Raw genomic sequence first — 13,189 nt, 5'->3', positions numbered from 1 at the left:
TTTTGTTATGAACTTGTATCGATTTTGTCAATCGCCTGGCGAATCCGTCCGACCGAGGCGTCGAACTGTTGTTGCTCTTCAGCCGTCAAGTCGATCTCGATGATTTGACTGATACCGCTCCGGTCGATCAAGGCAGGTACCCCGATATGGAGGTCGGAGGCGCCGTATTCCCCGTCGAGGTGGGCGCCGATCGTCACGACCGTGTTCTCGTTCCGGACGATGGCCCGGACGATGCGCAGCAAGCCGAGGCCGATCGCGTAATAGGCCGCACTCTTATAGCCGATGATTTGGTTCGCCGCATCGCGCACTTCTTGATAGATCGCGTCTAAATCCTCTTGGTGATATGATTCATTGTCTGCGAGCAGTTGCTTCATGGATTTCCCGTAAATCCGGGCGTTGTCCCAGGCGACGAAACCACCGGCACCATGTTCGCCCATATAATAGACGTGACAGTTGCGCGACGACAAGTCGAAGTACTCGCCGAGCTTAAAACGCAGACGTGCCGTATCGAGCACCGTCCCTGAGCCGATGACGCGGTGTTTCGGCAAGCCCGACGCTTTCCAGGCGACGTGGGCCATCACGTTGACCGGGTTCGTCGCAACGACGATGATCCCGTCAAAGCCGCTCGCCATGATTTGTTCTGTCACGTCACGGACGACGATAGCGTTTTGCCCCGCCAGGTCCATCTGTGTCTGCCCGAGCTTTTGGGCGGCGCCTGCCGTGATGATGACGATGTCGGCGTCACGGCAATCCGTGTAATCCCCTGCCCAAATCCGGACCGGGCTCGGTGCGAACGAGATGCCGTGGTTCAAGTCCATCGCCTCCCCTTCCGCTTTCGCGTGGTTCGAGTCGATCAAGACGAGCTCTTCACAAAGTGCCGCCATCGATAATTGGTAAGCAAAACTGATGCCGACCCAGCCGGCACCGACGACAGCGATGCGGGTAATGTCTTTTGGATCAATTGTTTCCATTCAATCATTCCTCCCTAAAAACAGTCTCTCTTTTAGCATACCCGACTCTTAGCTGTTTCACGACAAAAAAAGTCGAGCCCCTGATTTAGGAGCTCGACATATTAAGAATTATCCGATCGAACCTTCCATCTCAAACTTGATGAGACGGTTCATTTCGACAGCATATTCCATTGGTAATTCTTTCGTGAACGGCTCGATGAAGCCCATGACGATCATCTCGGTCGCTTCTTCTTCCGAGATCCCACGGCTCATGAGGTAGAAGAGTTGCTCTTCTGACACTTTCGAGACTTTCGCTTCGTGCTCGAGCGAGACTTGGTCGTTCAAAATCTCGTTGTACGGGATCGTGTCCGACGTCGACTCGTTGTCCATGATGAGCGTGTCACATTCGATGTTCGAACGGGCACCTTTCGCCTTACGGCCGAAGTGGACGATTCCGCGATATGAGACTTTTCCGCCTTGTTTCGAGATCGACTTCGAGACGATCGACGACGACGTGTTCGGCGCGAGGTGAATCATCTTCGCCCCAGCGTCTTGGTGCTGCCCTTTACCGCCGAGTGCGATCGAGAGCGTCATTCCACGTGAGCCTTCACCTTTTAAGATGACGGCCGGGTACTTCATCGTGAGTTTCGATCCGATGTTGCCATCGATCCACTCCATCGACGCGCCGGCTTCACAGACGGCACGCTTCGTGACCAAGTTATAGACGTTGTTCGCCCAGTTTTGGATCGTCGTATAGCGGCAGTATGCGTCTTTGTTGACGAAGATCTCGACGACAGCAGAGTGAAGCGAGTTCGTCGTGTAGACCGGTGCCGTACATCCTTCGACGTAATGGACCGAAGCGCCCTCGTCGACGATGATGAGCGTCCGCTCGAATTGACCCATGTTTTCCGAGTTGATCCGGAAGTAGGCTTGGAGCGGTTGCTCGAGTTTCACGCCTTTTGGCACATAGATGAACGAGCCACCTGACCAGACGGCCGAGTTGAGTGCCGAGAACTTGTTGTCCGTCGGCGGGATCAATTTCCCGAAATACTCACGGAACAAGTCTTCGTTTTCTTTCAAAGCAGTGTCCGTATCTTTGAAGATGACACCTCTTTCTTCGAAGTCTTCTTGCATGCTATGGTAGACGACCTCTGACTCGTACTGAGCCGAGACACCTGCCAAGTATTTTTGTTCCGCTTCTGGAATTCCGAGCTTATCAAACGTCCGTTTGATTTCTTCAGGAACCTCGTCCCACGAGTGTTCCGTCTTCTCAGACGGTTTGACGTAGTACGTGATCTCATCAAAATCAAGTGACGTGAGATCGCCGCCCCATGTCGGCATCGGCATCTTCCGGAACTGTTCGAGTGATTTTAAACGGAACTCGAGCATCCATGCCGGTTCTTCTTTCATGTTCGAGATCGTTTCAACGATTTCTTTCGTCAAGCCGCGGCCTGAACGGAAAATCGAGATGTCTCGATCATGGAAGCCATATTTATAATCGCCAACGTCTGGCATGTTTTTCGCCATATCGGTCTCCTCCTTCTACTTACGCTTCCTCGTCGACTCCCTTTTCAAGCGCTTTCCACGCGAGCGTGGCACACTTGATGCGAGCCGGAAACTTTGAGACACCAGACAACGCTTCGATGTCGCCTAGGTCGAACGTGTCTGTATCGTAGTCTTTCCCTTGGACCATCTGTGAAAAGATGTTCGCCAATTGGAGCGCTTCGTCTACAGACTTGCCTTTTACGATTTGGGTCATCATCGATGCCGAGGCGAGACTGATCGAACAGCCTTCCCCTTCGAACTTGGCATCTTTCACGATTCCGTCTTCGACTTGAAGTTGGAGTCGGAGTGAATCCCCGCACGTCGGGTTGTTCAAGTCGATCGTCACGCCATCTTCGATGACGCCACGGTTTCTTGGGTTTTTATAATGATCCATGATGACTTGTCGGTACAACATGTCGAGATTGTTAAAACTCATAATTGAAATACTCCTTCGTTTGACGTAACCCTTCGATGAAGCGATCGACTTCATCTCGTGTGTTATACAAGTAGAAGCTCGCTCGGGCAGTCGATGATTGCTTCAGGAGGCGCATGAGCGGTTGGGCACAGTGATGACCGGCCCGTACCGCGACCCCTTGCATATCCAAGACGGTCGCAAGGTCGTGGGCGTGGACGTCGTTCAAGTTGAACGTGACGAGCCCGACGCGTTCCTCAGGACCGAAGATCTCGATCCCTTCGATCGTACGCATCTGTTCGATGGCGTACGTCACGAGCGCCCGTTCGTGCGCCTCGACATTCTCGAGACCAAGGTCTTCTAAAAAGTCGATGGCGGCAGCCAAACCGACCGCACCGGCGATGATCGGCGTTCCCGCTTCAAAGCGGTACGGGATATCTTTCCACGTCGACTCATACAAGTCGACGTAATCGATCATCTCACCGCCGAACTCGACCGGCTCCATGTTTTTAAGCAGCTGTTTCTTCCCGTATAAGACACCGATCCCGGTCGGACCGAGCATCTTATGGCCAGAGAAGGCAAGGAAGTCACAATCGAGCGCTTGGACGTCAAGCTTCCGGTGCGGTACGCTTTGCGCCGCATCGACGACCATGACCGCGCCTTTTTCGTGGGCGAGTTTCGCCACTTCCGCGATCGGGTTGATCGTGCCGAGCACGTTCGAGACGTGGCTCATGGCGACGATCTTCGTCCGGTCCGACAACACTTCCCGCACCGCGTCGAGCGTGATCCGGCCGTCTGGCGTCATTTCGACGTAACGGAGTTTCGCACCTGTGCGCTTGGCGAGCTGTTGCCATGGAATCAAGTTCGCGTGGTGCTCCATCGGTGTGAGAACGATCTCATCTCCCGCGCTGACGTTGGCGTCCCCATAACTTGAAGCGACAAGGTTGATCGCCGTCGTCGTCCCACGCGTGAAGATGATCTCTTCCGGTACTGAGGCGTTGATGAATGAACGGACACGCTCCCGTGCCCCTTCATACGCATCCGTCGCGTGCGTGCCGAGCGTATGGACGCCACGGTGCACGTTCGAGTGGATGCGGCGATAGTAATCCTCGATCGCCTCGATGACAGCAAGCGGTTTTTGGGAGCTCGCCGCACTGTCGAGATAGACGAGCGGATGGCCGTTGATTTCCTGATCTAAAATCGGGAACTGTTTACGAATCGAGGCATCAATCATCTTAACGCACTTTCCCTTCGATGACTTCACGGAGACGGTCTTTGACCGACTCGATCGCGAGTTGCTCGACGACCGGGTTCAAGAATCCGTGAATGATTAAACGTTCTGCTTCTTTACGTGACAGGCCGCGGCTCATCAAGTAGTACAACTGAATGTCGTCGACGCGTCCGACTGAAGCGGCGTGGCCGGCCATAACGTCATCCTCATCGATGAGGAGGATCGGGTTAGCGTCACCCCGTGCTTTTTCAGACAACATGAGAATGCGTTCCGTTTGGACACCGTTCGACTTCGAGGCACCGTGATGAATCATCGATGTCCCGCTGAAGATCGCTGTTGCCGAGTCTTTTTGAACACCGTGGATCAAGATGAACCCTTCCGAAGACTTCCCGAAGTGGTCGGTCCGGATGTTGAAATTTTGTTTCTGTGCGCCACGACCGATCGTGACTGCTTTCGTGTTCGAGTACGTGTTGTCTCCGACGAGATGCGTCTTCGTCTCGACGAGCGAGTTGCCGTCGTTCATATGTCCGAGTGCCCAATCAAGATGAGCGTTCTCGTAGACGACACCGCGGCGGTTCATGAACGTGAGTGCTGACTCAGCGAGCTGGTCGACCCCACCGAATACGACTTTCGCGTTCGCTCCGACGAACACTTCCGTCACGGCGTTGACCGTGTGCGGCTCATTCGTGTTCGACAAGAAACTTTCGACATACGTCACTTCACTGCCTTCGTCGGCGACGACGATCGTATGGTGGTACAACGAACCGTTCGCTTGTTCCATCGTGAAGATGGCTTGGAGCGGGTCTTTCAATTGCATATTTTTCGGGACGTACAAGAAAGCCCCACCGTTCGTGAGCGCTGCGTTCAAGGCAGACAAGCGATCTTCGTCAACACGAACGCCTTCTGTCATGAAGTATTTCTCGACGAGGTCCGGATGTTGTTCCATCGCTTGTTGGATTCCCATGAACAAGACGCCTTCTGGCATCGTAAGTTCGTTATAGACGACATGACCGTTGCGTTCAACGAGCACGTTTGTCCGGTGGTCTCCGAGCAATACTTCGATTTCAGGCGTCAACCCGTCAAGCTTCGCGAGTTCGACGTCTCCGCTTGTGAAATCCCATTTATCAATCTTGATCTTTTCAACTTTAGGCAAGGCGAGAGTCGGCGCAAGTTCTGCTGCTTCTTTACGTCGGTTGACCATCCATGCTGGTCCACCGAGCGCCTCTGCACGTGCCGCTACTGCTTGTGCATCTAATTCAAATTGTACGGTCATCGTACAGCCCCCTTACGCTTCTGTGTCTACTGTCATCCCAAGATCTTGCTTCACCCAGTCGTAACCTTCTGCTTCGAGTCGTTGTGCGAGCTCTTTGCCACCCGACATGACGATTTTCCCGTCGATCATGATGTGGACGAAGTCTGGCTCGATATAGTTGAGGAGACGCTGATAGTGCGTGATGATCAAGCAACCGAACTCTTCAGTGCGCATTTCGTTGACGCCTTTGGCGACGACTTTGAGCGCATCGATATCAAGACCTGAATCGATCTCATCAAGAATCGCGATGTTCGGTTTGATCATCATCATTTGAAGGATCTCGTTACGTTTTTTCTCTCCGCCCGAGAAGCCTTCGTTCAAATAGCGGTGTGCCATTTCTGAAGGGATTTCAAGAACGCCCATCTTCGAATCAAGTTCGCGGATGAATTTCATAAGTGAGATCTCTTCGCCTTCTTCGCGGCGCGAGTTGATCGCTGAACGCAAGAAGTCGGCGTTTGTGACTCCGCTGATTTCAGCCGGATATTGCATCGCGAGGAACATGCCTGCTTGCGCGCGTTCGTTCACTTCCATCTCGAGGACGTCTTCTCCGTTCAAGTCGACGCTTCCTCCTGTCACTTCGTACAATGGATGACCCATGAGGGCAGATGCGAGTGTTGATTTACCAGTCCCGTTAGGACCCATGATGGCGTGAATTTCGCCACCTTTAATTTCAAGATTAAGACCTTTGACGATCTCTTTTCCTTCGATTGAGACGCGGAGGTCATCAATTTTCATGTGTGGTACGTTAGACATTCGGATACCCCTTCCGTTTTCTCGCCATTTGTGGCGTAGATTAGATATATTCTAATCTTAATCTAGGCAATTTTTTATTTCAAGCGACTCACCTTATATTTCATTCTCAATAGAACATAAATGTTGAGAATGAGAACATCGGGAAATCAAGATATTATCCAACATTTTCCTCGACTTGAGCCGAATTCGCTTGTTTTTCCCGTAGCGCGCCGGTGAAGAAAAAGGCGCCACACGCGGTCAGAACGGCTAGGCTCCCAAATACAGGGAGCGACGCGTTGTCGAAGCCGTCGAGCAGCAGTCCGCCGATGACCGGCCCGATCGATTGACCGAGTGCCGTCAACCCCATCGCCCCGAAATACGTGCCGCGCAAATGTTCCGGTGCCAACTCGTCTGTCAACACGTCCGTCATCGTGAACATGAGCACTTCCCCGACCGTGAAGATGACCATCGCGACGAATAGTACCCACACCTCGGCAGCGAAGCCGATTAACAACAGCCCAATCGAGAGCGTCGCGATCCCAAAGAACAGCGACTTGATCGGCGAGACGCGAATGCCGAACCGCATGATCGGATACTGGACGATGAGGACGGTGATCGCGTTGACCGTCAACAGATAAGCGAACAGGCGCGACCCGTCACTGAATCCGTCGTGAAACGCGATGAACTGCGGCAACGTCGAATTGAATTGACTGTAGCCGATGATGGCGAAGATCATGCCGATGATGACGAAGCGGAACGTCTTGTCTTCTTTTAACACACGGAACGTCTCCGTCAGGCGCGGCCTAGCTTTAACACCGTCCCCTTCTTCAAACGGATATTTCCGGAACAACGTCGAGATGACGAGGCCGTAAAGGACATAGACGGCGGTCACGACGAAGAACGCGCTCTTCGCTCCCGTAAGTGATAAGACGACCGCAAGCAGCGGTCCGATTGCCGCAGCGATGTTGATCATGAAGTAGCGCACGTTATAGACGATGACACGCTGGTCGGGTTGCGTCGTGTCGCTGATCAAGGCCCGAGACGCCGGTTCAAGGAATGAACGTGAAACCCCCATCAATACCGAAAATATGTAAAACCAAATCAACTCGGTTGCGAGCGCGAAGCCGGTGAACGTCAAAGCGTTCAAGCCGATACCGATCAACATCAGCTGTTTGCGCCCGTAGCGGTCAGACAGCGTCCCCCCGAAAAAGCTCATAAATAGACCGGATAATGCCGACGTCGCGAACACCGTCCCGATCACGCTCGCCGAGAAACCGAGCGTCGCGAGATAAATCGCAAAAAACGGCATGACAAAAAACGTCGACAGCCGTGCAAAAAATGTACCGAACAAGACGCCAAGCGTCAGCGGATGAATCTGTCGTATGCTCACCCGGATCCCCCCTTTTTCTACATATAAATAGTTTACTTCTATTATTGAAGCAAAACCACTGCAAACAAAAAAGGCCCGGGATGTCCCGGACCCTCAGATCAATCATTATTTAACCGGTACGACCGCACCTTTGTACTCATCCAAGATCCACTGTTGTGTCTCTTCTGATGTCAATACTTCAAGGAGTGCCTTGACGCGCTCATCGTCTTCGTCGCCTTCACGCGTGACGATCAAGTTGACGTACGGTGAATCTTCGCCTTCAAGAGCGATTGCGTCTTCGAGCGGGTTGAGGCCGGCATCGATCGCGTAGTTCGTGTTGATGAGGACGGCATCGCCTTCACCGTTGTTGAACGCTTGCGGGAGAAGTGCCGCTTCGACGTCCGTCTTGAACTCCAAGTTTTTCGGGTTGTCGACGATGTCAGCGACTGTCGCGTCTGTCGTCTTGCCGTCAGCGAGCGTGAGCAAGCCTTCAGTTTGAAGCATCGTCAAGATTCGTCCGTGGTCAGCGACCGACGAGCTCATGATGATTTCAGCGCCGTCCGGAAGCTCATCGAGTGATTTGTAGTCTTGTGAGTAGACACCGATCGGCTCGATGTGGACGCCCCCGGCTGAAGCGAATTTATAGTCTTTGTTCTCAGCCATTTGTGACTCGAGGTACGGCTCGTGTTGGAAGTAGTTCGCGTCGAGTTCACCAGCTGCGAGCGTCTTGTTCGGGAGCACGTAGTCTTGGAACTTCTTGATTTCGAGCGTGTAGCCTTTTTCTTCATATTCGTCTTGGACGTGCTCTAAAATCTCGGCGTGTGGTACGTTCGACGCGCCGATGATGAGCGTCTTATCGTCGCCCGAGCCTGATTCTGAGTCCCCGCCGCCACATGCCGCGAGAATTGTGAGTGCTGAAGCTGCTGTCAATCCGAGTACTGTTTTCCATGATTTCATTGTGATACCCTCCAAGTTTTCTATTTGATTAAGCGGAACGCTTATCGATTTTTGAAACGAGTCGATCGCCGATGAACTGAACGACGAAGACGATGACTAAGATCAATACGGTCGCGACGAACGTGACGTCGCTTTGTGAACGCTGGAACCCTTCGAGGAACGCCAAGTTCCCGAGGCCACCGCCCCCGACGACTCCGGCCATGGCCGTGTAACCGACGATGGCGACGATCGTCACCGTGATGCCTGACACGATGGCCGGGAGTGCTTCTGGGAACAACACTTTATAGACGATCTGCCATTTCGTCGCGCCCATCGACTCGGCCGCCTCGATGACGCCGCGGTCGACTTCACGAAGCGCGAGCTCGACCATACGTGCATAAAACGGGGCCGCCCCGATGATGAGCGCCGGGAGCGCCGCCGTCGAGCCGAGCATCGTTCCGACGAGAAGGAGTGTGAACGGGATGAGCAAGATGATCAAAATAATGAACGGGATCGAGCGGAACACGTTGACGACCGCGCTGATGATCGTGTAAATCGGACGATTCTTCGTCATGAGCGGTTCGTTCGTGACATATAAGAGCATGCCGAGGGCGAGACCGATGACGAATGTCGCGGCTCCCGCGACGAGCGTCATATAGAGCGTCTCCCACGTCTGTTCGAACATGACTTGCCAGTCTACATTAGGAAACATCGTTTTCTACCTCCACTTCCACTGCCTGCGACCGGATTGAGGCGATGGCCCGCTCGACTTCAGCCGGCTCTCCGATCAATTGGATGAATAGCGTCCCGAGCGCACCGACTTGCGACTGCGTCACGTTACCGCCGATGATGTTGAAGCCGATGTCGTGCTGTTTCAACACTTCCGATAAAATCGGCTGTTCGGCCGTCTCGTTCAAGAACTTGAGTTTGACGATTTGGCCGCTCGGATAACGTGCTTTCAAATGCTCGAACGTGAGCGACATGTCGTCGACGGCACCGATCTGTTTGACGAACTCTTTCGTGATCGGCTGTTCCGGATGTTGGAACACGTCCGCGACTTGGCCGGTCTCGACGACTTTCCCTGCCTCCATGACGGCGACGCGATGACAGATTTTTTGGATGACGTGCATCTCATGGGTGATGAGGACGATCGTCAGTCCGAGTTTTTTATTGATGCTGACGAGCAGTTCGAGAATCGAATCGGTCGTCTTCGGGTCGAGTGCGCTCGTCGCTTCATCGCAGAGGAGCACGTCTGGATTTGTAGCGAGCGCGCGGGCAATCCCGACTCGCTGTTTTTGACCGCCCGAAAGTTGCGACGGATAGCTGTCTTCACGTCCGGCGAGACCGACGAGATCGACGAGCTCTTGGACGCGGCGTTTACGTTCACTGGCCGGTACCCCGATCAGTTCGAGCGGGAAGCTGATGTTCTCAGCGACCGTGCGCGACCATAATAAGTTGAAGTGTTGGAATACCATCGAGACGTTTTTGCGCACCCCGCGCAGTTCTTTCGGAGTGAGCTTCGTCAGCTCGCTCCCTGCGACGACGATTTCACCGCTTGACGGTGACTCGAGTCGGTTGAGCAGACGGATGAGCGTCGACTTCCCCGCCCCTGAATATCCGATTATTCCAAAAATTTCGCCGCTCTCGATTGTGAGCGACACATCATCGACCGCCTGGACTCGACCGTTCTTCGTGTCGAACCATTTGGCCACATTACGTAATTGAATCAATACCTTTCCCTCCTGACAACAAAAAAAGTACACACGTTTGAGCAAACGTGCGTACTTTATCGGTACGGACAACGATTGCTCTCATCTTCCAAGGTTCTCACCTTGCTGGAATTAGCACCATTTCGGATTGCTCCGCGGTTGCTGGGCGTCATAGGGCCAGTCCCTCAGCCTCTCTTGATAAGAGTGTTGTTTATTCGATTAGCTTTATAATAGCGACACATTATTTTCATGTCAAACTATTTTGTGCGAAAAATCAAAAAAAGGTGCCATCCGAGGATGACACAGAACGTAGCACCTTGAGTCACGGAAGGACAACCCATAGATGAAACTCTTTTGCCCGATCAGAGTGTTCATCCTTATATGGGGGATTCAAGCCATCCATCACTCGGCCTTAGAACGTACCATGCGGTTACGCGGTAGGTGTCCCTGCGCTTGATTTTTTTGGGGGACAATCGAAGGGAAGGTCCACCTAAAAGTCGCGTAAAGTGATGCACCGGCTGTTCTAAAACGTCTTGATGGCTGGAGAATCTCGTCCTATATTGTGTTCAAGTAAGATGTTGTAATGAATATACCATTCGTGAACTTTCTGTGTCAACTGATTATTTAAAATTTTCTGATTATTCTAATCATCCTATCTCATTTAACGAAAGATAGGACGTGCTGTACGTTTTGAAACGCATATAATCGGTCTTCGACTTGGCCGTCTTTAAGCTTTAACAGCGCCGGGACGCTCATCACTTGATACGCTTCTAACTCTTGCGGGATAAAGTTGGCGTCCTGCTTGTCAATCGCGAGAGTCGGGTCGACCGCTTCGACGACGGCGAGCATCCGCTCGGCCACAGCGCATGTTCCACACATCGGGGCGTATATATATAACAATCCGTCTGTAATCATTGTTCTCACCTCTTTTATAAGTATATGAATGTGAGCCGATCTGTTCAAAAGTTGTGCTCACCCCACGAATTTTCTGAATCGTTCAACATTTCCTGTTGACGCTTCACGAAAAGAGGCATAGTATGGTCATTAACTTTAACGCTTTCGTACATAACAGCGTATACGTAGAAAAGGACAGGTGAATCGACTTATGACGGAACAAACGAAACTGACAGGCAAACAATTTTTGATGAACGTATTGAACGGACTCAGTCTCGCTATTTTAATCGCCCTCATCCCGAGCGCGTTGCTCGGTGAATTAACGAAAGCCATCTTACCGTATTTTCCGTCTTTGCAGTTCATCTTAGACGCGACGACGATCGCGATGCGCCTACTCCCGGTCATCATCGGTGTCACCGTCGCGATGCAATTCGGACGCTCGGCGCTCGAGGCCGGGACGATCGGTATCGCGACCCAGGTCGGGAGCGGCGCTATCCGTATCGAGGAAGGCGCGTTCCTCATGGCCGGAATCGGCGACGTCATCACGGCCGGTGTGACCGCCGCCCTCGCGACATATATGGTTATGCAGCTGTCGCCACGCTTAAAGACGTACACCGTCCTCGTTTTACCGATGACGGTCATCGTCGTCGCCGGCGGAATCGGCATGTTCTTACTCACGTACATCTCACAGATCACGACGTACATCGGCACCGTCATCATGACGATGACTGAACTCCAACCGATCGTGATGGGTATGTTGATCGCGATGGCGTTCTCGCTCATCATCGTCTCCCCGATCTCGACAGTCGGGATTGCGACGGCGATCAGTCTGTCCGGTGTTGCCGCCGGGGCCGCTAACCTCGGCGTCGTCGCAGCCGGTTTTGGTCTCGCTATCGCCGGGTGGCAGATGAACGCGACCGGGACGTCGCTCGCTCACTTCCTCGGCTCACCGAAAATTCAAATGGCGAACTTCGTCCGTCGTCCGATCATGATGCTGCCGGTGCTCGCGAACGCGGCCATTCTCGGGGCGCTCGCCGGTATCCTTCGTATCGAAGGAACACCGATCAGTGCCGGATTCGGTGTCTCTGGACTGATCGGACCTGTCAACGCCCTGCACTTGATGCCAGGCGGCTTCGCGCTCTGGAACGTCATGCTCGTCATCGTCTTGTTCGGCCTCATTCCGGTGACGCTCGGGATTGTCTTCTACCGACTGTTCAACCGGACATCACTCATCCAGCCTGAACATTACCGCCTCGACTTCGACTAAATCAAAAAATCCCGGCTTCTCATAAAGAGAAACCGGGATTTTTGTTAGCCTTGAATCATCGCTTCATATTCTTCGGCTGACATGAGTTTGTCGACGTCCGTTGAATCGTTCAACTCGACTTCGATCATCCATGCGCCTTCGAACGGTGCTTCGTTGACGAGTTCCGGCGAATCCGCGAGTGATTCATTCACCGCCGTGATCTTCCCAGAGATCGGTGCGTACAGTTCAGACACCGTCTTGACCGATTCGACCGAACCGAACGGCTCGTCGAGCAAAATCGTGCCGCCGACTTCAGGAAGTTCCACAAACACGATGTCCCCTAGTTCGCTTTGTGCGAAATCCGTGATCCCGATGCGGGCAACGCTTCCGTTCACTTCAACCCATTCGTGTTCTTTTGAATAACGTAGATTTGCAGGTACTTTGCTCATCATGACTTCCCCCTCAAATAAATTAGACTCACATGTGTATTATAGCACTTAGCCCCAAACGTCTGTAAATGACTTTTCTGAAAAACCGACCGTCGATTTTTGACCGTCAGTGACGATTGGACGCTTTAAAAGCATACCATTGCTGACTAAAAGCTCGATTTGTTCGTCTTCTGACAAATTCGGGAGCTTATCTTTAATGCCTTCGTTGCGGTACACTTGCCCGCTCGTATTGAAAAACTTTTTGAGCGGCAGCCCTGACTGTTGCCAGATCGACGCGAGTTCATCTTTTGACGGTGTCGCCTCGACGATATGAACGTATGTATACGCGACGTCGTTCTCCTTCAACCATTTCTCTGCCTTCTTACACGTACTGCATGGCGGATAGCCATATAGTGTCACCATAT

General features: G+C 52.7%; 14 protein-coding genes and 1 riboswitch. Of the genes, 1 reads left to right on the top strand and 13 read right to left on the bottom strand.

Going from position 1 to position 13,189, the window contains the following annotated elements; translation table 11 throughout:
• Window positions 1-5: 5 nt before the first annotated feature.
• The 11 genes from BJU60_RS10080 to BJU60_RS10030 all read right to left on the bottom strand — a co-directional run bounded on the left by BJU60_RS10080 (window position 6) and on the right by BJU60_RS10030 (window position 11,111).
• On the bottom strand, window positions 6-971 hold the full coding sequence (locus BJU60_RS10080) for an L-lactate dehydrogenase (protein ID WP_070328747.1): 966 nt from the start codon (window positions 969-971) through the stop codon (window positions 6-8).
• A gap of 108 nt (window positions 972-1,079) precedes the next feature.
• The gene (gene sufB, locus BJU60_RS10075; RefSeq protein WP_070328746.1) at window positions 1,080-2,477 is read right to left on the bottom strand and encodes a Fe-S cluster assembly protein SufB; all 1,398 of its coding nucleotides are present in this window, start codon (window positions 2,475-2,477) and stop codon (window positions 1,080-1,082) included.
• A gap of 19 nt (window positions 2,478-2,496) precedes the next feature.
• Entirely contained in the window at window positions 2,497-2,931 is a 435-nt protein-coding gene (sufU, locus tag BJU60_RS10070; RefSeq protein WP_070328745.1) for a Fe-S cluster assembly sulfur transfer protein SufU, read from the bottom strand.
• Window positions 2,921-4,141, bottom strand: coding sequence for a cysteine desulfurase (locus BJU60_RS10065; RefSeq protein WP_070328744.1), 1,221 nt, complete (start codon window positions 4,139-4,141; stop codon window positions 2,921-2,923). Before BJU60_RS10065 ends, sufU begins: the two co-directional genes overlap by 11 nt.
• 1 nt (window position 4,142) lies before the next feature.
• A complete protein-coding gene (sufD, locus tag BJU60_RS10060; protein ID WP_070328743.1) occupies window positions 4,143-5,411 on the bottom strand; it encodes a Fe-S cluster assembly protein SufD in 1,269 nt (422 codons plus the stop codon).
• A gap of 12 nt (window positions 5,412-5,423) precedes the next feature.
• Window positions 5,424-6,185, bottom strand: a complete 762-nt coding sequence (gene sufC, locus BJU60_RS10055) for a Fe-S cluster assembly ATPase SufC (RefSeq protein WP_131443294.1) — start codon at window positions 6,183-6,185, stop codon at window positions 5,424-5,426.
• Window positions 6,186-6,357: 172 nt separating this feature from the next.
• Complete coding sequence (locus tag BJU60_RS10050; protein ID WP_070328741.1) at window positions 6,358-7,572, bottom strand: MDR family MFS transporter; 1,215 nt, start codon at window positions 7,570-7,572, stop codon at window positions 6,358-6,360.
• 105 nt (window positions 7,573-7,677) lie between these two features.
• Entirely contained in the window at window positions 7,678-8,508 is an 831-nt protein-coding gene (locus tag BJU60_RS10045; protein WP_070328740.1) for a MetQ/NlpA family ABC transporter substrate-binding protein, read from the bottom strand.
• Between the two features lie 28 nt (window positions 8,509-8,536).
• Entirely contained in the window at window positions 8,537-9,199 is a 663-nt protein-coding gene (locus BJU60_RS10040; protein ID WP_070328739.1) for a methionine ABC transporter permease, read from the bottom strand.
• Window positions 9,189-10,217, bottom strand: coding sequence for a methionine ABC transporter ATP-binding protein (locus BJU60_RS10035; RefSeq protein ID WP_070328738.1), 1,029 nt, complete (start codon window positions 10,215-10,217; stop codon window positions 9,189-9,191). The genes BJU60_RS10040 and BJU60_RS10035 overlap by 11 nt, the downstream gene beginning before the upstream one ends.
• Window positions 10,218-10,295: 78 nt before the next feature.
• A riboswitch (SAM riboswitch) is annotated at window positions 10,296-10,401 on the bottom strand.
• A 452-nt stretch (window positions 10,402-10,853) separates the two neighbouring features.
• Complete coding sequence (locus BJU60_RS10030) at window positions 10,854-11,111, bottom strand: thioredoxin family protein (RefSeq protein ID WP_131441425.1); 258 nt, start codon at window positions 11,109-11,111, stop codon at window positions 10,854-10,856.
• Between the two features lie 190 nt (window positions 11,112-11,301).
• Here BJU60_RS10030 and BJU60_RS10025 point away from each other — a divergent pair, with 190 nt between their 5' ends.
• Complete coding sequence (locus tag BJU60_RS10025) at window positions 11,302-12,357, top strand: PTS transporter subunit IIC (RefSeq protein WP_070328737.1); 1,056 nt, start codon at window positions 11,302-11,304, stop codon at window positions 12,355-12,357.
• A 44-nt stretch (window positions 12,358-12,401) separates the two neighbouring features.
• Here BJU60_RS10025 and gcvH read toward each other — a convergent pair whose 3' ends face one another.
• Together gcvH and BJU60_RS10015 are read right to left on the bottom strand one after the other, a co-directional pair.
• The gene (gene gcvH / locus BJU60_RS10020) at window positions 12,402-12,785 is read right to left on the bottom strand and encodes a glycine cleavage system protein GcvH (RefSeq protein ID WP_070328736.1); all 384 of its coding nucleotides are present in this window, start codon (window positions 12,783-12,785) and stop codon (window positions 12,402-12,404) included.
• Window positions 12,786-12,833: 48 nt separating this feature from the next.
• Window positions 12,834-13,187: an arsenate reductase family protein gene (locus BJU60_RS10015; RefSeq protein WP_070328735.1), complete on the bottom strand. Its 354-nt coding sequence runs from the start codon at window positions 13,185-13,187 to the stop codon at window positions 12,834-12,836.
• Window positions 13,188-13,189 lie beyond the last annotated feature (2 nt).

Source organism: Exiguobacterium aurantiacum (assembly GCF_001766415.1).
GTDB classification, from domain to species: Bacteria; Bacillota; Bacilli; order Exiguobacteriales; family Exiguobacteriaceae; genus Exiguobacterium; species Exiguobacterium aurantiacum_A.
This window is presented reverse-complemented; position numbering and strand designations above follow the sequence as displayed.